The sequence below is a fragment of the Mesorhizobium sp. CNPSo 4661 genome (assembly GCF_057784215.1).
The window spans coordinates 281,185-303,162 of the sequence record NZ_JBWGIO010000004.1 but is presented as its reverse complement, the minus strand read 5'-3'; the positions used below and the strand labels follow the sequence as shown (position 1 = coordinate 303,162).

At 64.2% G+C, this 21,978-nt stretch carries 22 protein-coding genes; 7 read left to right on the top strand and 15 right to left on the bottom strand.

All coding sequences use genetic code 11. From position 1 onward, the window contains the following. The first annotated feature begins 13 nt into the window (after window positions 1-13). From AC0YKC_RS08130 to AC0YKC_RS08115, 4 genes are read left to right on the top strand one after another with little or no spacing between them, the layout of a single operon-like run. Window positions 14-2,467, top strand: a complete 2,454-nt coding sequence (locus AC0YKC_RS08130; RefSeq protein WP_488510730.1) for a GcvT family protein — start codon at window positions 14-16, stop codon at window positions 2,465-2,467. After that, window positions 2,464-3,363 carry a homocysteine S-methyltransferase family protein gene (locus AC0YKC_RS08125; protein WP_488510729.1) on the top strand — a complete coding sequence of 300 codons (900 nt, stop codon included), beginning with the start codon at window positions 2,464-2,466 and terminating at the stop codon, window positions 3,361-3,363. The genes AC0YKC_RS08130 and AC0YKC_RS08125 overlap by 4 nt, the downstream gene beginning before the upstream one ends. Beyond that, window positions 3,363-4,544, top strand: a complete 1,182-nt coding sequence (locus AC0YKC_RS08120) for a pyridoxal phosphate-dependent aminotransferase (protein ID WP_434723228.1) — start codon at window positions 3,363-3,365, stop codon at window positions 4,542-4,544. Before AC0YKC_RS08125 ends, AC0YKC_RS08120 begins: the two co-directional genes overlap by 1 nt. Next, the gene (locus tag AC0YKC_RS08115; RefSeq protein ID WP_488510728.1) at window positions 4,541-6,988 is read left to right on the top strand and encodes a GcvT family protein; all 2,448 of its coding nucleotides are present in this window, start codon (window positions 4,541-4,543) and stop codon (window positions 6,986-6,988) included. Before AC0YKC_RS08120 ends, AC0YKC_RS08115 begins: the two co-directional genes overlap by 4 nt. Before the next feature lie 57 nt (window positions 6,989-7,045). Here AC0YKC_RS08115 and AC0YKC_RS08110 read toward each other — a convergent pair whose 3' ends face one another. The 9 genes from AC0YKC_RS08110 to AC0YKC_RS08070 all read right to left on the bottom strand — a co-directional run bounded on the left by AC0YKC_RS08110 (window position 7,046) and on the right by AC0YKC_RS08070 (window position 14,276). After that, on the bottom strand, window positions 7,046-7,336 hold the full coding sequence (locus AC0YKC_RS08110) for a type II toxin-antitoxin system RelE/ParE family toxin (RefSeq protein WP_320295278.1): 291 nt from the start codon (window positions 7,334-7,336) through the stop codon (window positions 7,046-7,048). Next, window positions 7,333-7,566 (bottom strand): hypothetical protein, encoded by a 234-nt coding sequence (locus tag AC0YKC_RS08105; RefSeq protein WP_320295277.1) that lies wholly within the window; start codon window positions 7,564-7,566, stop codon window positions 7,333-7,335. The genes AC0YKC_RS08110 and AC0YKC_RS08105 overlap by 4 nt, the downstream gene beginning before the upstream one ends. A gap of 78 nt (window positions 7,567-7,644) precedes the next feature. Next, entirely contained in the window at window positions 7,645-8,232 is a 588-nt protein-coding gene (locus tag AC0YKC_RS08100; RefSeq protein ID WP_488510727.1) for an NAD(P)H-dependent oxidoreductase, read from the bottom strand. Continuing rightward, window positions 8,232-8,813: an NAD(P)H-dependent oxidoreductase gene (locus AC0YKC_RS08095; RefSeq protein WP_488510726.1), complete on the bottom strand. Its 582-nt coding sequence runs from the start codon at window positions 8,811-8,813 to the stop codon at window positions 8,232-8,234. The genes AC0YKC_RS08100 and AC0YKC_RS08095 overlap by 1 nt, the downstream gene beginning before the upstream one ends. A gap of 45 nt (window positions 8,814-8,858) precedes the next feature. Continuing rightward, window positions 8,859-10,256: an FAD-binding oxidoreductase gene (locus AC0YKC_RS08090; protein WP_488510775.1), complete on the bottom strand. Its 1,398-nt coding sequence runs from the start codon at window positions 10,254-10,256 to the stop codon at window positions 8,859-8,861. Further along, complete coding sequence (locus tag AC0YKC_RS08085; RefSeq protein ID WP_488510725.1) at window positions 10,256-11,557, bottom strand: cytosine deaminase; 1,302 nt, start codon at window positions 11,555-11,557, stop codon at window positions 10,256-10,258. Before AC0YKC_RS08085 ends, AC0YKC_RS08090 begins: the two co-directional genes overlap by 1 nt. A gap of 39 nt (window positions 11,558-11,596) precedes the next feature. After that, window positions 11,597-12,448, bottom strand: coding sequence for an ABC transporter permease (locus AC0YKC_RS08080; protein ID WP_320295273.1), 852 nt, complete (start codon window positions 12,446-12,448; stop codon window positions 11,597-11,599). Then, on the bottom strand, window positions 12,435-13,256 hold the full coding sequence (locus AC0YKC_RS08075) for an ABC transporter ATP-binding protein (protein ID WP_488510724.1): 822 nt from the start codon (window positions 13,254-13,256) through the stop codon (window positions 12,435-12,437). Before AC0YKC_RS08075 ends, AC0YKC_RS08080 begins: the two co-directional genes overlap by 14 nt. A 15-nt stretch (window positions 13,257-13,271) precedes the next feature. Beyond that, the gene (locus AC0YKC_RS08070; RefSeq protein ID WP_320295271.1) at window positions 13,272-14,276 is read right to left on the bottom strand and encodes an ABC transporter substrate-binding protein; all 1,005 of its coding nucleotides are present in this window, start codon (window positions 14,274-14,276) and stop codon (window positions 13,272-13,274) included. Window positions 14,277-14,528: 252 nt separating this feature from the next. On the opposite strand from AC0YKC_RS08070, the gene AC0YKC_RS08065 reads away from it, so the two are divergent. Both AC0YKC_RS08065 and AC0YKC_RS08060 read left to right on the top strand, forming a co-directional pair. Further along, a complete protein-coding gene (locus AC0YKC_RS08065; protein ID WP_434723234.1) occupies window positions 14,529-14,912 on the top strand; it encodes a RidA family protein in 384 nt (127 codons plus the stop codon). A gap of 60 nt (window positions 14,913-14,972) precedes the next feature. Beyond that, window positions 14,973-15,770 (top strand): creatininase family protein, encoded by a 798-nt coding sequence (locus tag AC0YKC_RS08060; protein ID WP_488510723.1) that lies wholly within the window; start codon window positions 14,973-14,975, stop codon window positions 15,768-15,770. 13 nt (window positions 15,771-15,783) lie between these two features. On the opposite strand, the gene AC0YKC_RS08055 is transcribed toward AC0YKC_RS08060, so the two are convergent. Together AC0YKC_RS08055 and cobD are read right to left on the bottom strand one after the other, a co-directional pair. Next, a complete protein-coding gene (locus tag AC0YKC_RS08055; protein ID WP_488510722.1) occupies window positions 15,784-16,293 on the bottom strand; it encodes a tyrosine phosphatase family protein in 510 nt (169 codons plus the stop codon). 106 nt (window positions 16,294-16,399) lie between these two features. Further along, window positions 16,400-17,458: a threonine-phosphate decarboxylase CobD gene (gene cobD / locus AC0YKC_RS08050; RefSeq protein ID WP_488510721.1), complete on the bottom strand. Its 1,059-nt coding sequence runs from the start codon at window positions 17,456-17,458 to the stop codon at window positions 16,400-16,402. On the opposite strand from cobD, the gene cbiB reads away from it, so the two are divergent. Next, window positions 17,457-18,464, top strand: a complete 1,008-nt coding sequence (gene cbiB / locus AC0YKC_RS08045; RefSeq protein WP_488510720.1) for an adenosylcobinamide-phosphate synthase CbiB — start codon at window positions 17,457-17,459, stop codon at window positions 18,462-18,464. The two genes, cobD and cbiB, sit on opposite strands and share 2 nt — an antisense overlap. On the opposite strand, the gene cobO is transcribed toward cbiB, so the two are convergent. The 4 genes from cobO to AC0YKC_RS08025 all read right to left on the bottom strand — a co-directional run bounded on the left by cobO (window position 18,461) and on the right by AC0YKC_RS08025 (window position 21,791). Further along, complete coding sequence (gene cobO / locus AC0YKC_RS08040) at window positions 18,461-19,075, bottom strand: cob(I)yrinic acid a,c-diamide adenosyltransferase (RefSeq protein WP_488510719.1); 615 nt, start codon at window positions 19,073-19,075, stop codon at window positions 18,461-18,463. The two genes, cbiB and cobO, sit on opposite strands and share 4 nt — an antisense overlap. A gap of 1 nt (window position 19,076) precedes the next feature. Further along, window positions 19,077-19,622 (bottom strand): bifunctional adenosylcobinamide kinase/adenosylcobinamide-phosphate guanylyltransferase, encoded by a 546-nt coding sequence (gene cobU / locus AC0YKC_RS08035; protein WP_488510718.1) that lies wholly within the window; start codon window positions 19,620-19,622, stop codon window positions 19,077-19,079. Between the two features lie 132 nt (window positions 19,623-19,754). Beyond that, on the bottom strand, window positions 19,755-20,441 hold the full coding sequence (locus AC0YKC_RS08030; protein ID WP_488510717.1) for a gamma-glutamylcyclotransferase: 687 nt from the start codon (window positions 20,439-20,441) through the stop codon (window positions 19,755-19,757). A gap of 150 nt (window positions 20,442-20,591) precedes the next feature. After that, window positions 20,592-21,791: an MFS transporter gene (locus tag AC0YKC_RS08025; RefSeq protein WP_488510716.1), complete on the bottom strand. Its 1,200-nt coding sequence runs from the start codon at window positions 21,789-21,791 to the stop codon at window positions 20,592-20,594. Between the last annotated feature and the right edge of the window lie 187 nt (window positions 21,792-21,978).

The window sequence follows — 21,978 nt, the reverse complement described above, 5'->3', positions numbered from 1 at the left end:
TTTGGAGGAAGACATGGCGGGTTTGCCGACCACGGCACGCGTGGTGATCATCGGGGGCGGTGTCGTCGGCTGCTCATCGCTCTATCATCTCTGCAAGGCGGGTTGGACCGACTGCGTGCTTTTGGAAAAGAACGAGCTGACCTCCGGCTCGACCTGGCATGCCGCCGGCAACGTGCCGACCTTCTCCTCGTCCTGGTCGCTGATGAACATGCAGCGCTACTCGACCGAGCTCTACCGGGGGCTGGCCGAAGCGGTCGACTATCCGATGAACTACCATGTCACCGGCTCGCTCCGGCTTGCCCATAGCAAGGAGCGCATGCAGGAATTCCAGCGCGCCAAGGGCATGGGCCGTTATCAGGGCATGGACATCGACGTCGTCGGCCTCGACGAGATCAAGCGCCGCTATCCCTTCATCGAGACGCATGAGCTGAAGGGCGCGCTCTATGATCCGAGCGACGGCGACATCGACCCGGCGCAGCTGACACAGGCTTTAGCCAAGGGCGCGCGCGACATGGGCGCCAAGATCATCCGCTTCTGCCCGGTCACCGGCGTGCGCCGCGAAAACGGCGAATGGGTGGTCGCCACGCCGCAGGGCGAAATCCGCTGCGAGATCGTCATCAACGCCGCCGGCTACCGCGCCGCCGAAGTCGGAAAAATGTTCGGCCGCGAAGTGCCGATGATGGTGATGAGCCATCAGTACATATTGTTCGAGGAAATCCCCGAGCTAGCCGCCTGGACGAAGGAACAGGGCCACAAATTGCCGCTGCTGCGCGACGTCGACACGTCCTACTACCTGCGCCAGGAAAAGAGCGGCATGAATCTCGGCCCTTATGAGCGCAATTGCCGCGCGCATTGGGCGACGCACAACGACCCGATGCCGGAGGATTTTTCCTTCCAGCTTTTCCCCGACGATCTCGACCGCCTCGAGCATTACCTGGCCGACGCCGTCGCCCGCGTGCCGATCCTCGGCACCGCCGGCCTCTCCAAGGTGATCAACGGACCGATCCCCTATGCGCCGGATGGCAACCCGCTGATCGGGCCGATGCCCGGCGTGCCGAACGCCTTCGAGGCCTGCGTCTTCACCTTCGGCATCGCGCAAGGCGGCGGCGCCGGCAAGGTGCTGGCCGAATGGGTGACCGAAGGCCAGACCGAATGGGACATGTGGTCCTGCGATCCGCGCCGCTTCACCAGCTTTGCGTCGGCGCCCGACTACTGCGTCGCCAAGGGCATGGAAATCTACGGGAACGAATACGCCATCCAGTTCCCGCGCCATGCCTGGCCGGCCGGGCGCGACCGAAAGCTTTCGCCGCTGCATGATCGCATCAAGGCGCTGGGCGGCCAGTTCGACGCCTATAATGGCTGGGAGCGCGCCACCTGGTATGCCGGGCCGGGCGACGACACGTCCGAGGAAGCGACGCTGACCTTCCGCCGCGACGGGCCCTGGCAGCAACGTGTGCGCGAGGAGTGCCTGGCGGTGCGCGACGCCGCCGGCATCCTCGACCTGCCCGGCTTCTCGCGCTTCAACCTCGAAGGTCCGGGCGCGGCCGACTGGCTGGCAACGCAGGTGACCGGTCTTGTGCCGAAGCCCGGCCGCATCGGCCTCGTCTATTTCGCCGACGACAAGGGCCGCATCGTCACCGAAATGTCGGTGGTGCGCCATGGCGAGGACCAGATGACGCTGATCACGGCGGCGGTGGCGCAATGGCACGATTTCGAATGGCTGAAGTCGCGCATGTCCGCCGACGCGGCCTTCACGCTGACCGACCGGACGGAGGAATATTCCACGCAAATCCTCGCCGGCCCGAACTCGCGCAAGATCCTGGCCGAAGTCAGCGACGCCGATCTCTCGCTGCCCTGGCTGACGCATCAGGAAACGACCATCGCCGGACGCTGGGCGAAATTGGTGCGCGTCTCCTTCGCCGGCGAGCTCGGCTGGGAGATCCACACCAAGGTCGCCGACACGGCGACCGTCTTCGACGCCGTCTGGGCCGCCGGCCAGAAGCACGGGCTGAAGCCGTTCGGTATGTATGCGCTGGATTCGCTGCGGCTGGAGAAAGGCTACCGCGCCTGGAAGGGCGATCTCTCGACCGACTATTCGATCCTGCAGGGCGGCCTGGAGCGCTTCGTCAAATGGGACAAGCCCGACTTCCGCGGCAAGACGGCCTTGCTCAATGAAAAGCAGCAGGGCGTGAAGAAGCGCTTCGTCACGCTGGTGGTCGAAAATCCCGGCGACTGCGACGCGCCCTATATGTCGACGCTCTGGCACGGCGGCAGCATCGTCGGCGAGACGACGTCGGGCGGCTGGGGCCACCGCGTCGGCAAGTCGATTGCGCTTGGCATGCTGCGCGCCGATCTCACGCAGCCGGGTACGGCCATAGAAGTCGAGATTTTCGGCGATCGCTTCAAGGCCATCGTCCAGAACGACGAGCCGCTGTGGGATCCGAAGAATGAGAGGTTGCGGGCATGACCTCCGTCATCCTCACTGACGGCGGCATGGGCCAGGAACTGGTCCGGCGCAGCAGGTCCGAGCCGACGCCGTTGTGGTCGGCCAGGGTCCTGATCGACGAGCCGGACCTGGTGCGCGACCTGCATGCGGAATTCATCCGTGCCGGTGCGCGTGTCATCACCATCAACACTTATTCGGCAACGCCGGAACGCCTGGCGCGCGAGGGCGCCGAAGATCTGTTCAAGCCTTTGCAGAAGCGCGGCATCGAACTGGCCCACCAGGCTCGTGACGAGGCCGGCGACACTGCGATTGCCGGTTGTCTGTCGCCTCTGTTCGGCAGCTACGCGCCGGCGCTGACCATATCGTTCGAGGACACGCTCGATATCTATCGCCGCATCGTCGCTGAGCAGGCGGACGGCGTCGATCTGTTCCTGTGCGAGACGATGGCTTCCGCCGAGGAGGCCCGCGCGGCCGTCACCGCGGCGTCGGAGAGCGGCAAGCCGGTATGGGTGTCCTGGACGCTTGCCGATCATGGCACGCCACGCCTGCGCAGCGGCGAAACCATTGCCGCCGCGGCGGACGCCCTCGGCGACCTGCCGGTCGCCGGTAGGCTGCTCAACTGCTGCCGGCCCGAGGCCATCGCCGCCGCCTTGCCCGAACTCGTCGCGCTGGGTGGACCGGTGGGCGCCTATGCCAACGGTTTCACCTCGGTCGAGGCGCTGCAGCATGGCGGCACCGTCGAGGTGCTGCATGCCCGCCATGATCTCGATCCGCAAGCCTATGCCGACCAGGCCATCAGCTGGGTCGATGCCGGCGCCGGAATTGTCGGCGGCTGCTGCGAGGTTGGCCCCGCCCACATTGCCGCCCTGCGCGACAAGCTCACACAGGCCGGCCACCAGATTTCGGGAGTGTCCTGATGCCAAAACCGTCAAAGCGCATTACCGGCATCGTGCCTTCGGGCAAGGATGGCTGGGAAGTCCATTTCGCCGCCTGGACCCGCAAGCAGGCCGGCGAAGACATCATCGTCCTTTCCGTCGGCGACCATGACTTCGACACGCCGTCGGAAACGATCGAGGCCTGTGTGACTGCCGTGCGCGGCAGCAACCATCACTACACGCCGCTCCCCGGCCTGCCGCGCCTGCGCAAGGCTATGGCGGCGGCATCCACCGCCTGCAGCGGCATTCTGACCGAACCCGACGAGGTCATCGCCACGGCCGGTGGCCAGGGGGCGCTCTATGCCGCCGTGCAGGGCGTGCTCGATCCGGGCGATCACGCCATCGTCGTCGCGCCCTATTACGCCACCTACCCCAATACCTTCAGCGCCGCCGGCGCCAGCTTCACCGTGGTCGAGACGCCGGCCGAAGACGGGTTTCAACCCCGCGCGGACATGATCCGCGCCGCGCTCAAGCCCAATACCCGCGCCATCCTGATCAACACGCCGAACAACCCGACGGGTGCTGTCTATTCGCGCGAACGGCTCGAGCAACTGGCCGAAATCTGCAAGGAGCATGACCTCTGGCTGCTGTCGGACGAGGTCTACTGGACGCTTGGCGGCGGCGAGCACATCTCGCCGCGTTCGCTTCCCGGCATGGCCGAGCGCACGCTGGTCATCAACTCCATGTCGAAAAGCCACGGCATGACCGGCTGGCGCATGGGCTGGCTGACCGGGCCGAAGGCGATGATCGCGCTGATGATCGACCTCAATCTGGTCACGACCTACGGCCTGCCGGCCTTCATCTCGATCGCCTGCGCCGAGGCGCTGGAGAACCACTATGGCGTGAAGGACATCGCCGAGCGCTATGCCGCGCGGCGCACCGTCTTCCTCGACGCCCTGCGGGGCGCCAATGAGGTCACCGTGCGCGGCTCCGAAGGCGGCATGTACATCATGCTCGATGTCTCCGCCGTCGAGCCGGACGACGAGAAATTCGCCTGGGCGCTGCTCGACAAGGAAAAGGTCGGTGTTATGCCCGGATCGAGCTTCGGCGACGCCGCCGCCGGGCACATCCGCATCAGCCTCTGCCAGTCCGAAGCCATCCTCAAGGAAGCAGCGCTTCGTGTTCGCCGCTTCGCTTCCAACTATCGCCGCGAGGCCGCATGACCAAGACCATTCCGACCAAGGCCCGCGCGGTGATCATCGGCGGCGGCGTCTCCGGCTGCTCGGTCGCCTATCACCTAGCCAAGCTCGGCTGGACCGACATCGTGTTGCTCGAGCGCAAGCAGCTCACCTCGGGCACCACCTGGCATGCGGCCGGGCTGATCGGCCAGTTGCGCGGCTCGCAGAACATGACGCGGCTGGCGAAATACTCGGCCGACCTCTACGTCAAGCTCGAAGCCGAAACCGAGGTCGGCACCGGCATGCGCCAGGTCGGGTCGATCACCGTGGCGCTGACCGAGGAGCGCAAGCACGAGATTTACCGGCAGGCCTCTTTAGCCCGCGCCTTCGATGTCGACGTGCGCGAGATTTCGCCGCGCGAAGTCAAAGAGATGTACCCGCATCTCAACGTGTCCGACGTGGTCGGCGCCGTGCATCTGCCGCTCGACGGCCAGTGCGATCCGGCCAACATCGCCATGGCGCTGGCCAAGGGCGCGCGCCAGCGCGGTGCGACGATCATCGAGAACGTCAAGGTCACCAAGGTCCACACCAGGAACGGCCGCGTCTCGGGCGTCTCCTGGGCGCAGGGCGAGGAGCAAGGCACGATCGAGACCGACATCGTGGTCAACTGCGCCGGCATGTGGGCGCGCGAGCTTGGGCGGCAGAACGGCGTCACCATTCCGCTGCACGCCTGCGAGCATTTCTATCTCGTCACCGAGCCGATCCCGGGCCTGTCGCGCCTGCCGGTGCTGCGCGTGCCGGACGAGTGCGCCTACTACAAGGAAGACGCCGGCAAGATGATGCTCGGTGCTTTCGAGCCGGTGGCAAAACCCTGGGGCATGGACGGCATCCGCGAGGATTTCTGCTTCGACCAGTTGCCCGAGGACATGGACCATTTCGAGCCGATCCTCGAAATGGGCGTCAACCGCATGCCCATGCTGGGCACCGCCGGCATCCATACCTTCTTCAACGGCCCCGAAAGTTTCACGCCCGACGACCGCTACTATCTCGGCGAGGCGCCGGAACTCGCCGGCTACTGGATGGCGACCGGCTACAATTCGATCGGTATCGTCTCCTCCGGCGGCGCCGGCATGGCGCTGGCGCAATGGATCAATGACGGCGAAGCGCCCTTCGACCTCTGGGAGGTCGACATCCGCCGCGCGCAACCTTTCCAGAAGAACCGCCGCTATCTCAAGGAGCGCGTGTCGGAAACGCTCGGCCTGCTCTATGCCGACCATTTCCCCTACCGCCAGATGGCGACCTCGCGCGGCGTGCGCCGCTCGCCTTTGCATGAACATCTCAAGGCGCGCGGCGCCGTCTTCGGCGAAGTGGCGGGCTGGGAGCGCGCCAACTGGTTTGCGCGTGACGGCCAGGAGCGCGAGTACCGCTATTCCTGGAAGCGGCAGAACTGGTTCGACAACCAGCGAGAAGAACATCTTGCCGTGCGCAACGGCGTCGGCCTGTTCGACATGACCTCCTTCGGCAAGATCCGCGTCGAGGGCCGCGACGCCTGCGCGTTCCTGCAGCGGCTCTGTGCCAACGATATGGACGTCGCGCCGGGCAAGATCGTCTACACGCAGATGCTCAACGCCAAGGGCGGCATCGAGAGCGACCTCACCGTGACGCGGCTTTCCGAAACGGCCTATTTGCTCGTCGTGCCGGGCGCCACGCTGCAGCGCGACCTCGCCTGGCTGCGCAGGCACGTCGCCGACGCGTTCGTCGTTATCAGCGACGTGACCGCCGCCGAAGCCGTCATCTGCGTCATGGGGCCTGACTCGCGAAAATTGATCCAGAAGGTCAGCCCGAACGATTTTTCCAACGAAGCCAATCCGTTCGGCACGTTTCAGGAGATCGAGATCGGCATGGGCCTCGCCCGGGCGCACCGCGTCACCTATGTCGGCGAGCTCGGCTGGGAGCTCTATGTCTCGACCGAGCAGGCCGCCCATGTTTTCGAGGCACTCACTGAGGCCGGCGCCGAGGTCGGCCTGAAGCTTTGCGGCCTGCATACGCTCGATTCCTGCCGTATCGAAAAGGCCTTCCGCCATTTCGGCCACGACATCACCGACGAGGACAATGTCCTGGAGGCGGGCCTGGGCTTTGCCGTCAAGACGAGCAAAGCCGGCTTCATCGGCCGCGACGCCGTGCTCAGGAAAAAGGAAGCCGGCCTGTCACGCCGGCTGGTGCAGTTCCGCCTGAAAGACCCGCAGCCTCTGCTCTTCCACAACGAGGCGATCCTGCGCGACGGCAAGATCGTCGGCCCGATCACATCAGGCAATTACGGCCACCATCTCGGCGGCGCGATCGGCCTCGGCTACGTGCCGTGCCAGGGCGAAAGCGAGGCGGACGTGCTGGGCTCGTCCTATGAGGTGGAAATCGCCGGCGAGCGCTTCGCGGCCGAGGCATCGCTGAAGCCGATGTATGACCCGAAAGCGGAACGGACGAGGATGTAGCCTTTTTTCTGTCCGCGTCGGGCAGGATTGCCCGCAGGCGTGACCATGGGACCGTTGTTACTTGTCCGGCATGGTTGAGGGATCGCGAGCACCATGACGAATACCGACAATCACGATTTCGTCGGCGGAAGGCTCGTAGTAGATCAGGTACGGATAAGGCCTCACGACGATCCGGCGCATCGGCCTTTCGTCTGTAGCGACGCCGCTTAGGGGATGTTCAAGCAATAAATTGATGACCGCATGGAGTCTGGCTTGGATCCGCCTCGCTCCTTTGGGTGACTGCAATGCTATATTGCCGAGAACCTCATCCAACTCGGCCAACGCCGCCAGTGTATAACGAAGCTTCAAAGGCCGTGCTTCGCCCAAACAGCACGAACTTCCTCGTCGGTTGCAAATTCACCGCGTGCAGCCTGCGCCCGGGACATCGCGAGCGAGGCTTTTTCCTCTCGGCTCAGTTGATGAACAGGTTCGTCTCCGTCGTCACCCGCGAGGCGCAAGAGGACACGCGCATACTCGTCTTGCAATTCAGGAGGCAAGGTGCGGACGCGTTCGACAGCATGTTCGAAAAGCTTGGTCATGCCATTAATATGCACTTCATTTCCGCATAAAAAAAGGCAAACCCGTTCGGCGCTATCCCGCAGGATCGCTGACGTCCCCTAAAACCGCTCCAGCGTTCTGCGAACTTTGACCAAAAATCCGGCCCTGCTCTTCGGCGTCGAGGCATCCATCAAATAGTGTGCCAGGAAAAACGTCTTGCAGCGGGCGGCGCACAGCGCCCGCATGCCGCGCAGGATGGTCTTGCGGCCGGGCTGGCCGACGACGACGCTCCACCAGGTCGGCGCGCCGCAGGTGGTGATGACGCCGACCTTGGTCACATGCCGCATCAGCGACGTGATCCGCCCCCTGCCGCCTGGCAGTTTGAAGGCGATGTCCGTGGCCCACACGCGGTCGAACCATCCCTTCAGCATCGCCGGCAGGCCGTACCACCAGGTCGGATAGATGAAGAGGATCGCCTGCGCCCATTGCAGATGCTCGAAATGCGGTGCCAATGCCGGGTCTTTCGGCGCCCGGTCGTTGTAGAAGCGCCGCTCCTCGCAGTTCATCACCGGATCGAAATTCTCGGCATAAAGGTCGAGCAGCCGCACATCCCAACCCCGCCCCTTCAGCACCTCGACGGCAGTATCGCGGATCGCCGCGCAATAACTCTCCGGCACTGGATGGCAATAGACCACCAGCACGCGCATCAGAAAGCGTCCATCGTGGCCGCGACCTTCGCCATGAAGACGTTGCGCGTCTCGTCGGTCGACAGATTCATCGAATAATGCGCGAGATAGGAGACGGGAGCGCCGGGCTTGATCGTGGCCCGCAGCATGCGCTTGACGATCTTGCGCGGCGGGTCGCCCATCAGCATGGCGCGGAAACGGCTGCCGCCATAGGTGGTGATGGCCGCCATTTTACGGATGTTGTGCAGCGTCGGCCGCACCTTGCCGTCGACCAGCTTGAACGACACGCCGGGCAGGAAGACGCGGTCGAAGAACCCTTTCAGGATCGCCGGATAGCCATAATTCCAGACCGGAAACGACAGCACCAGCGCTTCGGCGTCCTGCAGCCTTTCGACATAGCCGGCGACAGAGTCGTTTGGTCCGCGCGGATCGTGGTAGCCGAGCCGCTCGGCGCGCGTCAGCCGCGGATCGAAACCCTCGGCGTAGAGATCGCAGTCGTCGACCGCATGCCCCGCCGCGGCGAGGCGCTCGACGATCGTCCTGTGCAGGCCGGCGTTGAAGCTGGTCTCAACCGGATGAGCGTAGAGGACGAGGATTTTCACGGAAGAGCATCCCGCGGGTCAGCGCGCCGCACGTTCGCCATCGGCTCAACTCGCCTTTTGCAGCCCTTGGAACAGGAAGGGCTTACCCGAGCGATAGTCATAGGCAGGGTTCTCCCAGGCGATCATCTTGCCTGGGTTGAGCAGCCCTTGCGGATCGGTCGCGCGCTTGAAGGCAAGCTGCGCTTCGTCCGTTCGCTTCATGCCTCCCTCCTCCAGTGTGTAGCGGTGGGGGTTGAAGATCCAGCAGCCATTGTCCTCGTGGATGCGGATGATCTCGTCCAGCCGCTCTTCCGTGGTGAAGCGCACCAGCGGCAGGCCGGCAGCGCCGATCGCCCCGTCGAAGCGGATGAATTCGAGATGCGCCGGCACCTCGTCGCCGAAGCGCTCGACCATCGCCTTGACGTGGGCCAGATGATCCGGCGACGGATAGCGAGCCTGGAGATAGGTGATGGTCGGATCGACCCGGATCGCCCGCAGCGTCGTGTGGTTCCAGGTCAGTTCGTAGGCCGGCGGCAGTCCCTTGAGGTCTGCCTCCCGGTCGGCCCGGAAAACGATCTCGCCTTTGGTGCTGCACACGAAGGCGACGAAAGCGTCCATCGCGTGTGGCGCGATCATGCAGACCACGATGCTCTGCTCGCGCCGGAAGAATTTCTGGTGCCGCTTGAAATAGTCGTAAGGGATGGGCGCCGCGATCGGCGTGATCAGCTTCGCCAATATGCCGTCCTGGATGGCAAGGTCGTTGCCGAAGCCGGCCGCGTCCATGAAATCGTCGAAGCCGACGATGGCGTCGATCCAGTCGTAAGAAGCGGTCAGCGGCATCTCGACCTCGGTGATGATGCCGTTGGTGCCGTAGGCGTGCATGACCTTGAGCACGTCCTCACCGGTGAGATCCATGACACGCGGCTCGGCTTCCATGGTCACGGTCCTCAGCCGGATGACATTGCCGAGGTCGCGCAAGCCACCCCAGCGGATCGAGCCGACGCCGCCCGAACCGCCGGCGACGAAGCCGCCGATCGAGGCCGTGTTGTAAGTGGACGGCGACATCCTGAGTTCCTGAACGGAATGCGCCCGCGTCGCCTTGTCGATGTCGGCCAGAACCGCGCCTGGCCCGGTCACCACGCGCCCGGGCGCGATCGTCTTTATCTCTTTCATCTCGGCGAGGTTGAGCACCACGCCGCCCGACAGCGGCATCGCCTGCCCGTAATTGCCTGTGCCGCTGCCGCGCGGCGTCACCGGAACGCCGTGCTTGTGGCAGGCGGCGAGAACGCGGATGACCTCATCCTCGTTCTTCGGCGTGACGATCAGGTCGCCCTTGACGTTGTCGAGCTGCGCTTTCAGCACCGGACTGTACCAGTAGAAGTCGCGGCTCTTCTGCTGGACGATGGCCGGATGGTCGTCAACCTTGATTCCGTCAAGATCGCGCTTCAGCGCAGCGATATCCATCATCCCACCATCAGTTCGTCGAGTTCGGCATAGTCGGGCAGTTGGCGTTCGATCGCCCTGCCCTGGCGCACCACGATGCGATCCGATTCGGGCCGCGACAGCAATTCGGTCCAGCTCCGCCCCTTGAAGACGATGAAGTCCGCGCTGCCGCCGGCGGCAAGCGTCCCGGCGCCGTCGAGCCGCATCACCTCGGCCGGCGTCGCCGCCACCGCCTTCGGCCAGTCGCCGACCGGATGATCGAAATGCAGGATGCGCGTCGCCATGCGGTAGACCTCCAGCATGTCGAGATCGCCATAGGCGTAGAATGGATCGCGCGTGTTGTCGGAGGCGACCGCCACCTTGATGCCGCGCGCCCTCATCTCGTGCAGCAGCGTCACGCCGCGCCAGCGCGGCGTCGTTCCGTTGTTGCGGCGGTCCTGCAGATAGAGGTTGCACATCGGCAGCGACACCACGGCGAGCCGCGCCTTCGCCACCTTGTCCAGCGTGTCGAGCACCTCGAGGTCGGGCTGGCGCGCCAGCGAGCAGCAATGGCCGACCAGGATGTTGCCCTCAAAACCGTTCCACAGCGAAGCCTCTGCGATCTTCTTCAACGAGATGGCCGCAACATCGTCGGTCTCGTCGGCATGGAAATCGAGATCGAGCCCATGCTTGATCGCCTGCGCGAAAACCTGGTCAAGCAGTTCCTCGAGATCGGGCACCATGTAGGTCACGACACCCAGCACACCCTTGGCCGCGGCGACGCGCTTCGCCAATTTCTCGAACCATTTCTTGTCGCGCACGCCTTCGATTCCGAGCAGGCACGCGGCCTGCAGGTCGATCCGCCCGCGCCATTTTTCCCGCATCATCTCGAACACCGGCCAGGAGATTTCTTCCTGCGGCGCGACACTGTCGAGATGCGTGCGCAAGGCCCTGGTTCCATGCGCATAGGCTGAGCGCAGCGAGAAATCCATGCGGCGCGCCACATCCTCGGCGCTCCAGCGCGCGGTGCGATCGGCGCCGGTGGCGTTGAGCGCGCCCATGAACGTGCCGTCGGGATTGGGTTTTCGCGGCCAGATATGGCCCTTGTCGATATGGGTGTGGCAGTCGACGAAGCACGGCAGCACGATCCGGCCGCCAAGGTCGATCGCGTCGGCCTGCGCCTTCGACCTGGCATGGGCGACAATGCCCGCGATCTTGCCGTCGGCGACGGCCAGCTCAGCCAGCGCGAAACCGTCCGCGTCGAAGGGCACCGCAAGGCCGGGCGTCAACGACCGATGAACACGGGCATTGGTGAGCCGGTAGGAACCAGAGGCAGGTATCAAGATCTGGTCCTCGCGATTTCCACTGCTGCTTCAACCACTCTAGCGCTCCTGCTTCAGAGCGCTCTCGTGCCAGCGGCGCAGGATGAGGTGCGACACCAGCGACAGCACCAGGAAGATCAGTATCCCGGTGAGCGAGATCAGGATCAGCGCCGCGAACAACCTGGGAGCGTTGAGCCGGTAGCCTGCCTCGATGATGCGCGAGGCGAGGCCCGACGACTGCCCCTGCGCGCCAGCGACGAATTCGGCGACCACCGCACCGATCAGCGACAGGCCGCCGGCGATCTTCAACCCGCCGAGGAAATAGGGCATCGCCGCCGGCAGCCGCAGATAGCGCAATTGCTGCCAGCGTGTCGCGCCGTTGAGCTTGAACAAGTCGCGCAGGTTTCTGTCGACCGAGTTCAGGCCGAGGGTCGTGTTGGAGAGGATCGGGAAGAAGGCGACGATCCAGGCGCAGAGCAGCAGTTTGACGGTCTGGTTGTTCACATAGATGTTGATCAACGGAAAGATTGCGACGATAGGCGTCACCTGCAGCACGATGGCGAAGGGGAAGAACGACATCTCCACCCATTTCGACTGCGCGAACAGAACCGCCAGCCCGACGCCGCCGATTACGGCGAGAAGCAGGCTTAGGAAGGTGATCCTGAGCGTCACCAGCAGCGAGGAGAACAGCAGCCCCGCATCATTGTGCAGCGTCTGCAGCACCACGCCCGGCCGCGGCAGGATGTATTGCGGGATCTCGTTCCAGACGCAGATGCGATCCCAAAGCCAGATCGCCAGCACCATGATCGCCAGCGGCAGCACCCATTTGCCGATCCGTTCCAGCCGTTCCTGGCGCGCGCGGCGCGCCTCCTCGGGATCGAGCTTCAATGCAGTGTCGTCAATGGCCGTCATGATGAGGTCCGGCGGTTGAGTTGATGGCGTCGACCAGCACGTCCGAGGCCTGCCGGCAAAGCGCGGCGTAGTCGGGTGAAGTCCGGAACACCTCGTCGCGCGGATAGGGCGCGCTAATGGGGAGCTCGCCGAAAACGCGGCCCGGCCGCGCGGCCATGACAACGACGCGGCTGGACAGGAACACGCTCTCGAAGACGCTGTGGGTGACGAAGACCACAGTGAAACGCTCGTCCTGCCACAGTTCCAGAAGGTCGTTGTTGAGCTTGAAGCGGGTGATCTCGTCGAGTGCGGCGAAGGGTTCGTCCATCAGAAGGATGCGCGGCTTGGTCACCATTGCCCGGGCGATCGAGACGCGCATCTTCATGCCGCCGGAGAGCTCGCGCGGCACGGCGTTCTCGAAGCCGGTGAGATGGACGCGCGCCAGCATCTCCATCACCGCCGGTTCGGCCTTGGCACGCGACACGCCTTTCAGCCTGAGCGGCAGCCAGACATTGTCGAAGACGCTCGCCCAAGGCAGCAGCGTCGGCTCCTGGAAGACGAAGCCGATGTTCGAGCGGTCGATCGAGCCTCGCCAATCGAGCTGCCCGGAGGTCGGCGTCGACAGGCCGGCGATCAGCCTGAGCGCGGTCGACTTGCCGCAGCCGGACGGGCCGAGCAGGCTGACGAAATCGCCCTCGCGAATCGCAAGATCGACCTTGCTCAGCGCCGTCACGCCGTTGGAAAAGATCTTGCCGACATTGCGCAACGCCAGCAGCATCGGGGCCTCGCCCGATGCCACCGGCGTCTCAGCCACTTTCTCCTGGATCATCTCAGGCAGGCCGCCTTACTTCTTCAGCTCCAGCCCAACGCCCTTGTTGATGAAAGCCAGCGTGTAGGCCTTCTTGATGTCGATGCCCGGCTGCGCGACCTTGGCCTTGACCATCTTGTCGTAAAAACTCTGGATGCGCGCGTCGGTCATGGCACCGATGCCGAGCTTTTCCGAATCGCCGGAATCGACGACGCCGAACTTCTTCAGCTGCTCGATCGAGAAGGCGATCTGCTCATCCGTCATGTCCGGATTGTCCTTCTTGATCATCTCGTTGGCGGCTTTGTTGTCGCCGTAGAGGTAATTGTACCAGCCCTTGGCCGAACCATCGACGAAGCACTGCACCACCTCCGGCCGCTTGTCGATCGTGTCCTGCATCACCTCGATGGTCGTCGCATAAGTATCCCAGCCATAATCGGCGAGCAGAAACTGGTTCGGCACGAAGCCGCCTTGCTTCTGCACGGCGAACGGCTCGGACGTCACGTAGCCCTGCTGGATCGACTTCTTGTTGGCGATGAAGGGCGCCGGATTGAACGTATAGGGCACGCGCTTGGCGGCATCGTAGCCGAGATCTGTGACCATCCACTGGAAGAAGGTCTGCGCGCCTTCGTCACCCATGATGTACTGGTCGGCGTTCTTGAGGTCTTCCCACTTGTCCAGCCCCTCTCCCGGATGGGACATGATGACCTGCGGGTCCTTCTGGAAGTCGGACGCGACGACACGCATCGGAATGCCCTGCTGCACGGCGTCGAAGGCCGAAAGCAGATTGCCGCCCATATAGAAATCGATCTTGCCGGCCAGTAGCATCGGCCGGCCGCTGACCTGCGGGCCGCCCTGCATGATGGTGACATCGAGGCCGCAGGCGGCGTAGGTGCCGTCGGCAACGGCCTGATAGTAGCCGCCATGCTCCGGCTCGGCCAGCCAGTTGGTGCCGAACGTCACCTTCTCGTTCGCGGCAGCAGCCAGCGTGCCCGCCACCAGCAAGGCGATCGACCCCGCCAGGATCTTTCTATTTCCGATCATAAACTCACCCTCTCTTGGCTCCGGCGCGCGACGCGCTGGGCTCGACACCATTGGTTCAAGAAGCAAGACACATGCCACCGCCCGGGCCGCCCGCTTGCGCGGCAGTCATTGCCGAGACCGGAAGGGTCATGCTGTACGAAAGGCATCGTGCCTATTTTTTGAACGCCTGTCCATAATCGCCCTGGCGGCATGCACCGCATCTTGAAGCTTTCATGAATCGAGCCTTAGTCTTAAGGCGCACAGGAGAATGCCATGCTGAAATACCTTGCCCCCAAGACCATCAAGCCGCCCTTCGCTCGCTACAGCCACGGCGTTGAAATACCCGCTGGAAAACGGCTGGTGCTGTGCTCCGGTCAGCTGGGCATCGGGGCCGACGACCATGTTCCCGAGGACGCCGGAGCGCAGGCCGAGCTCTGCTTCAAGAACATCGCCGCGATTCTGAGCGAAGCCGGGATGACCTTGAACGACACCGTGCGCATCAACGCCTTCGTCACCGGCCGCGAACACCTGCAGGCCTATATGGACGTCCGCAACCGGCTCTTTTCGGACCCGGCGCCCGCCTCCACGCTGATGATCGTTTCCGGCTTCGCCCGTCCGGAATTCAAGGTCGAGGTGGAAGTGTTGGCAGCAGGCTAGCTGTTGCCGGGGATAGCCTTTAGACCTCAGGCCGGACGCAGAACAATCGGGAGATGAAACGTGACGACAAGACGTGTGTGGTGGGGCGACTACCGGACGACCGAATATGCCTCGATCGACGCCGAAGCGACCATCGCCGTGCTGCCGGTGGCGGCGATCGAACAGCATGGCCCGCATCTGCCGGTCTCGACCGACACCTCGATCATGGTCGGCATGCTGGAGACGGTGATTGCGCGGCTGCCCGACGATCTCGACATCCGCATCCTGCCGGTGCAGGCGGTCGGCAAGTCGAACGAGCACCTGCATGCGCCGGGAACGCTCACCTTGCCCGCCACCACTTTGGTCGATGCCTGGACCGAGCTTGGCCTCTCGGTCGCCCGCGCCGGGGTGAGGAAACTGATCATCGTCAATTCGCATGGCGGCAACGAAGAGATCATGGGCATCATCTCGCGCGAATTGCGCGTGCGCGCCAAGGTGCTGTCGGTGAAGACGAGCTGGCAGCGTTTCGGCCGCCCGGCCGGCATGTACACCGAGCTCGAGGACCGTCACGGCATCCATGGCGGCGATGTCGAGACCTCGCTGATGCTGCACTTCCGTCCTGATCTCGTCGACATGACCAAGGCGGATAACTTCGTCTCCAATGTCGCCCGCGCCGAAAAGGAATTTGCCCTGCTGCGCCACACCGGAACGCACGCCTTCGCCTGGATCGCCAGCGACCTCAATCCAAACGGCGTGGTCGGCGACGCCTCGATCGCCACGGCCGAGAAGGGCCGCCTGACGGCGGAAATGCAGGCCGACGGTTTTATCAAGCTGGTCAGGGATGTTCGTAAGGCGAAGCTTGCGGACTGGCTGTCGTAGCTAAAACGGCGGCTCAACTTTCAATAGTTAGTTCGAAGGGTACCCCCTCGAACGCGTCGGCACCGCGCCCGATCGCATCGATCGCCGCGATCATGCGGCCGTCGCGCTGAAGCAGCATGTCGGCGACTGAAATCAGCCGTGGATTGGGCGTGGCCGTCGGCGAGAGGAAACGCAGCGTCTTGGCGAGCTCCATCTCGTCGCGCTTGGGCGAAAGCGCCGCCGCGATGATGTAGGCCGACGCGGTCGAGCGGCTGACGCCGGCATAGCAATGCACAACCAACGGCTTTGCCCGGTCCCAGCGATAGGCGAAGTCGAGCAGGGCGCGGACATGCTCCTCCCCGGGCATGGTCATGCCTTCCTGCGCGATGGCGATGTCGTGCATGACCAGATGCAGGTGGTTTTCCGCCAGGATCGAGGCCGGACGGACCACTTCGGTGCCTGCGGCAAGCAGCGAAAGCAGCAGCTGCGCACCGGTCCTTGCCACGGTTTCGTCGACCTTCGACAGTGAACAGACGTGGATCATCTTTCGATCTCCTTCGGCGCATCCTCGCGCCTAGAGCATGATGCCGAAAAGTGTGAAGCGGTTTTCGGACGACATCATGCTCTTTCTTTTTAATTTAGAGCCGGATTCAGATTTCAGGTCGTTTCGACCTGAAATCATCCGGCTCTATGGCCCAGGCGGCAAGCGCGCTTTCAAGGCGTTGCCACTCCGCCTCGTTGCCCGGCAGACCGAAGCGCAAGACCTGCGGCCGCTCGGCAAAGTGACGGACCAGCACGCCGCTCGAGCCAAGTGCCGAAAACAGGCCCGACGCCCCGGGAAACGACAGATAGCGGAACAGGCCGGTGCCGCCGGCGACCGGAACATCGAATCGGCCAAGCAGCGCGTCGAGCCGCCTGGCATCCTGTGCCAGGCGTTGCCGCATCTCGGCCTGCCACTTTGCATCCGACAGCGCGCGGATGCCATATTCGAGCGCCGGACCAGCCACCGCCCAGGGCCCTAGCTGCACATCCAGCCGCTCGGCCGTCAGTTGATCCGCCAGCGCGAAGCCGAGCCTTACGCCGGCGAGGCCGAAGAACTTGCCGAACGAGCGCAGCACGACAATGCCGCCCTCTCCGACATCGCCGGCCAGGCTTTGCTCGATCGGGCCGACATCCATGAAAGCCTCGTCGACGACCAGCAGCCCGCCCTTGGCGCGAAGCCGCGCGGCAAGGTCGAGCAGGCGGGCCTTTTCGATCACCCGCCCGTCCGGATTGTTGGGATTGACCACCACCGCAAGATCCGCTTCGGCCAGCGCCTCGAAATCGCCGACTTCGGCGACCGCATGGCCGGCGATGGCCGCGGCCCGGGCGTGTTCGGCATAGGTCGGGCCGAGCACCAGCGCCTTGCCCGGGCGCAGCAGCGAGGCCACGCGCGGCAGCAGAATCTGCGTGCCGGGCGCCGCCGCCACGTGTGCCGCTGACGGCGCGCCATAGGCCGAAGCCGCAATTTCGGCCAATTCGCGCAGTTGTGCTGCCTCCGGCAATCGTGACAGGGCGATGGCGGGCAATTCGAAAAGCGGATAGGAGTGCGGATTGATACCTGTCGAAAGATCCACGAAAGGTTGTGGCGCATGAGGAAAAAGCGCGCTTGCGCGGCCAAGGCTGCCGCCGTGATCAACCGCTGCAATCGCTCCGCTTAGAAGCTTCATGTCGATCCTGATCGCTTTCCTGTCACTCGCTGTCGAACGTGCCCTCGGCTATCCGGACTGGCTGTTCAACGCCGTCGGCCATCCGGTAACCTGGATCGGCAGGCTGATATCCTTTCTCGATCGCCGGCTCAACCGCGCGACGGATTCCGACGAATTGCGTCGCCGCCGCGGCGTCCAGGCCTTGCTCGTCATTCTGCTGGTGCCCGGCCTGATTGGCCTGGCCCTGCATGTGCTGTTGTGGATGATGTTCCCCACGGGCCTCGTCATCGCCGCGATCCTCGGCTCCTCGCTGCTGTCGCAGAAAAGCCTTGCCGAGCATGTCGAGGAGGTCGCCGACGCGCTGGAGACCGGCGGCCTGACGCTTGGCCGCATCGCCGTCTCGCGCATCGTCGGCCGCGATCCCGAAAAGCTCGACAAGGCGGGCGTCGCCCGCGCCGCGATCGAAAGCCTGGCCGAAAACTTCTCCGACGGCATCGTCGCGCCCGCCTTCTGGACCGGCATTGGCGGCCTGGGCGGCGGCGCGGCCTACAAGGCCGCCAACACCGCCGATTCGATGATCGGCCATAAGACGCCGCAATATGAGGCCTTCGGCCGGGCGGCCGCCCGCTTCGACGACCTGATCAACCTGCCGGCGTCGCGGCTGACCGGCCTGCTCATCGTGCTGGCGGCCTTTCTTGTACCCGGCGCCAGTCCGCGCAAAGCCTGGCTGGTCATGAGGCGCGACGCCAGGAAACACCGCTCGCCCAATGCCGGCTGGCCGGAGGCCGCGATGGCCGGCGCGCTGGGGCTTTCGCTCGCCGGACCGCGCAGCTATGGCGGCGAGGTCGTCGAGGACGCTTTCATGGGCGAGGGCGGCCGCCGCGAGGCCGAAAGCACCGACATCCGCCAGGCGCTGAAGCTCTACCGTGTCGCCGACTGGCTGCTGCTCGGCCTGTTCGCCATCCTCTCGGCGATCGTGATCTACCTGACCATTTTGATCAGCGGCCACGGCGCCAGCGCACTTTAGAACTCGATCCCCGGCTGGGCTTTCACGCCCGCCGAGAAATGGTGCTTGGTCAGCCCCATTTCGGTGACCAGATCGGCCGCCTCGACAAGCAGCGGCTTAGCATTGCGGCCGGTGACGATGACATGCAGATCGTCGCGGCGCGCCTTCAGTGCCGCGACCACCCTTTCCAGGTCGAGATAATCGTAGCGAAGCGCGATGTTGAGCTCGTCGAGCACGACAAGGCTGATCGACGGATCGGCCATCAGCTCCAGCGCCTTGGCCCAGGCGGCTTCGGCGGCGGCGATGTCGCGCTTGAGGTCCTGGGTCTCCCAGGTGAACCCCTCGCCCATCGCGTGCCAGACGACGCGGTCGCCGAAGGCGGCGAAGGCGTCTTTCTCGCCGGTATGCCATTTGCCCTTGATGAACTGGACGACGCCGACGCGCTTGCCATAGCCCAACATCCTGAGCGCCAGGCCGAAGGCCGCAGTGGTCTTGCCCTTGCCCGGGCCGGTGTTGACGATCAGCAGGCCCTTCTCGATCGTCTTGCCGGCCACCTCGGCATCCTGCACCGCCTTGCGCTTGGCCATCTTGGCGCGATGGCGTTCGGCTTCTTTGTCTTCTGTCTCGGCCATGTCATTTCACCTTGAGCGGCAGCCCCGCCACCATCAACAGCACACTATCGGCTATCGCCGCGACCTGCTGGTTGAGCCGGCCGGCGGCGTCACGAAACCGGCGCGCCAGCGCGTTGTCGGGCACGATGCCCAATCCGACTTCGTTGGAGACCACGAACCACGGCCCGCGCGGCCGCGACAGCACATCCGCCAGCCGCCGGCATTCGGCCTCGACATCATGTTCGGCCAGCATGTGATTGGTGAGCCACAATGTCAGGCAATCGATCAGCACAGCCTGGTGATCCGGCAAGGCTTCGATCGCGCCGGCAAGGTCGAGCGGCGCATCGACGGTGACCCAGCCTTCGCCACGCCGCGACTGGTGCAGCGCAATGCGCTCGCGCATCTCGTCGTCATAGGCCTGTGCGGTAGCGATGTACGTCCAGGGCAATGGATGGGCGATCGTCAGGTTCTCGGCGTGCGAGCTCTTCCCCGAGCGTGCGCCGCCCAGGATGAAGATCAGCTTCCGATCGGAAGCTTTATTGCCGCTCGCGGCTGTCGCGCCGGTCATTCCCTGCCTTTCCAGGTTGGAATCTCCTCGTAGCCCAAAGGCCGACGGTGCGCGAACCTTAGGCAGAAGCGCAATCACCGGCAAACCAAATTCCGCCACCGCACGGCCCGATTGCGGCACGGCCTACGGATGCTACGAAGCAGCAATCCGCGCCGCGACGAGCTGCTGCAGCCGCCACAGATGCGCATCGTGGATGCCGCGTTGCTCCAGGTTCTTCACCGTGTTGTAGAGATAATCGGCGCCCGAACCCCAATGGCCGCAGGAGGTCGCCAGCCTCTCGACAACCTTTTCCTCGCTTAATGCACCGGCATAGGTGGTGCCCTGGCGGTTGATGACGAAGGCCAGCGCCCGCAACGGGCCGCCACTGCTTGTCATGTTGAGCAGGCGCGGATGGTAGCTGGTCGGCTTCAGCGTCACCTCGCGCCGCAGGATCTTGTCGAGTTGCTCGCGCCTGTCGCCTTCGCCAAGCAGAAAGGCGACGCCCTTGCATTGGCCACCACGATCCAGCGCCATCATCAGGCCCGGACTGTCCTTGGTCCCCCGCCAGCGCGTCATGTTCATGCAGAAGGATCTGTGCCAGCCGCGCAGCAGGGCCACCCGCTCCTCGACATGCTCGATCTCGGGCTTCCAGATCAGGGAGCCGTAGCCAAACAGCCAGAGCGGCTCGTTGGCTGGAAGCTGAGCCTCCAGCATGCGCACCATTGCGTCATAGTCGGCGTCATCCAGATGCGCGGCATCGGGATCCGGCCCCGCATCCTCGACCGCGCGAAAGCAACGGGCGACCAGTTCCTCTGTAAGCGACATGGTTCTTGGCAGCATGCGCGCGACCTTAAGGTTCACGCGCGGGCGCTACAACCCGGAGGGCCGCCAATTGACAACAGCCTTTCCCGGGTGTCGGCTGTCGGCAGAGCAAGCATGATCCCGAAAAGTGGAAGCCGGTTTTCGGAAAGATCATGCTCGCTTTTACCGTTAAAACGCCTTCGGCAGGTAGCGCCAGGTGACGAAGCCGCAGAAGGCGGCCAGGATGCCGAGCGTGACGAACACCGAGCCGATGCCGAAGAAGGTGAGCACCACCGAATAGACGAGCGGCGGCGTCAGCTCGGAAAAATCGAGATAGGTGCGGTAGACCGCAGCCATCTGTGCCTTCTCGTACGAGCGCACCGAGCGCATGAACGCGGTCGAGCCTAGCGCGTCGAGCGCGATGGTGAAGAGTGCGCCGCAGAGCAGCAACGCGGCCGTGAGCAGTGGCGCAGCCTCGCCGATGCCGCCTGCGGCAAACAGCATCGCGGCCATGGCGAAATAGGCGAAGGTCATGACGCGCCGTCCGCCGAAACGCCTGCCCGCCCTGCCCCAGAAAATCGCCATGAACAAAAGCGCATTGCCGGCCGAAACCAGCAAGCCGCCGGCGAGTTTGCCCGGGCCGGTGATCACCATGAACAGCGGGCCGTAGACGAAGAACGTCGTCCAGAAGCAGGAGCGGCCGAACGCGATCAGCCAGGCAAGCCTGAGCCTTGGCTGCTTGACGAAGCGACCGATATTGGCAAGCGGATTGGCCGGGCGCGACTTGCCGGGCCGGATCGACTGGTTGTCGGTCAACCGGTAGAACCAGAACAGGCAAAGCAGCGCGAACGCAAAAACCACGACGGCGCCATGCGCGGCATAGATGCCGAAATGGGTGTAGAGGAAGATGCCCAGCGTCGGCCCGCCGGTCCAGGCAAACATCGACCAGGCCATGCGCAGCGATTCCGCCTGCATGAAGTCGGTCTTGCGGATGTGATCCATGATGTAGAGGTTGAGCGTGATCGACAGCGCGCTCGCCCCCATGACGCGGCAAAGCATGCCGGCAATCTGTCCGGGCAGCGTGTGGGTGACGAAGAAGGCGGAGCCGATCGCCAGCAGCACGCAGCCTGCCGTGTAGACCCAGCGCCGCGCGAAGCGGCGGATGAGAATCGGCATGAACAGCGTGACCGAAAGACCCATGAGGGACACGATGGTGTAGAGGATCGAGACGATCCGCTCGTTGTGCAGGATCTCGTAGGCCTGGATCGGGATGACGCTGGAGATCGTGGCGCGGGCGAAGGATTCCACCGCATAGAGCGAAGCGAAGGTGCGCGCATCCGCCGGCCGCAGGGCCGGAAGCCAGATCGGATGGCGCACATGGGTGGACATCGGCCCTCCGAAACGTGAATCACCCCTCAAATCTGGCCGGACCAGCTGCCGGCCAGTAGCAGGAAACCGACCCCCAGAGGCCGAAAAGCGAAGCCTGCCAAAGGCTTTCCGTCACTGGCCTAAAGCGGAATTTCATGGCTGCCATGAAACGCGTTGATGGCTGCCTGCTTCTGTCGTCCACTTGAAC

Bases quoted from the DNA above. Each gene is read 5' to 3' on its own strand.
- AC0YKC_RS08065 (WP_434723234.1), top strand. From the start codon at position 14,529: ATGCTGAAATACCTTGCCCCCAAGACCATCAAGCCGCCCTTCGCTCGC.
- cbiB (WP_488510720.1), top strand. From the start codon at position 17,457: ATGTCGATCCTGATCGCTTTCCTGTCACTCGCTGTCGAACGTGCCCTC.
- AC0YKC_RS08105 (WP_320295277.1), bottom strand. From the start codon at position 7,566: ATGACCAAGCTTTTCGAACATGCTGTCGAACGCGTCCGCACCTTGCCT.
- AC0YKC_RS08030 (WP_488510717.1), bottom strand. From the start codon at position 20,441: ATGCTGCCAAGAACCATGTCGCTTACAGAGGAACTGGTCGCCCGTTGC.
- cobU (WP_488510718.1), bottom strand. From the start codon at position 19,622: ATGACCGGCGCGACAGCCGCGAGCGGCAATAAAGCTTCCGATCGGAAG.
- AC0YKC_RS08070 (WP_320295271.1), bottom strand. From the start codon at position 14,276: ATGATCGGAAATAGAAAGATCCTGGCGGGGTCGATCGCCTTGCTGGTG.
- cobD (WP_488510721.1), bottom strand. From the start codon at position 17,458: ATGAAGCTTCTAAGCGGAGCGATTGCAGCGGTTGATCACGGCGGCAGC.
- AC0YKC_RS08125 (WP_488510729.1), top strand. From the start codon at position 2,464: ATGACCTCCGTCATCCTCACTGACGGCGGCATGGGCCAGGAACTGGTC.
- AC0YKC_RS08130 (WP_488510730.1), top strand. From the start codon at position 14: ATGGCGGGTTTGCCGACCACGGCACGCGTGGTGATCATCGGGGGCGGT.
- AC0YKC_RS08025 (WP_488510716.1), bottom strand. From the start codon at position 21,791: ATGTCCACCCATGTGCGCCATCCGATCTGGCTTCCGGCCCTGCGGCCG.
- AC0YKC_RS08100 (WP_488510727.1), bottom strand. From the start codon at position 8,232: ATGCGCGTGCTGGTGGTCTATTGCCATCCAGTGCCGGAGAGTTATTGC.
- AC0YKC_RS08120 (WP_434723228.1), top strand. From the start codon at position 3,363: ATGCCAAAACCGTCAAAGCGCATTACCGGCATCGTGCCTTCGGGCAAG.
- AC0YKC_RS08115 (WP_488510728.1), top strand. From the start codon at position 4,541: ATGACCAAGACCATTCCGACCAAGGCCCGCGCGGTGATCATCGGCGGC.
- AC0YKC_RS08090 (WP_488510775.1), bottom strand. From the start codon at position 10,256: ATGGATATCGCTGCGCTGAAGCGCGATCTTGACGGAATCAAGGTTGAC.
- AC0YKC_RS08075 (WP_488510724.1), bottom strand. From the start codon at position 13,256: ATGATCCAGGAGAAAGTGGCTGAGACGCCGGTGGCATCGGGCGAGGCC.
- AC0YKC_RS08080 (WP_320295273.1), bottom strand. From the start codon at position 12,448: ATGACGGCCATTGACGACACTGCATTGAAGCTCGATCCCGAGGAGGCG.
- AC0YKC_RS08055 (WP_488510722.1), bottom strand. From the start codon at position 16,293: ATGATCCACGTCTGTTCACTGTCGAAGGTCGACGAAACCGTGGCAAGG.
- cobO (WP_488510719.1), bottom strand. From the start codon at position 19,075: ATGGCCGAGACAGAAGACAAAGAAGCCGAACGCCATCGCGCCAAGATG.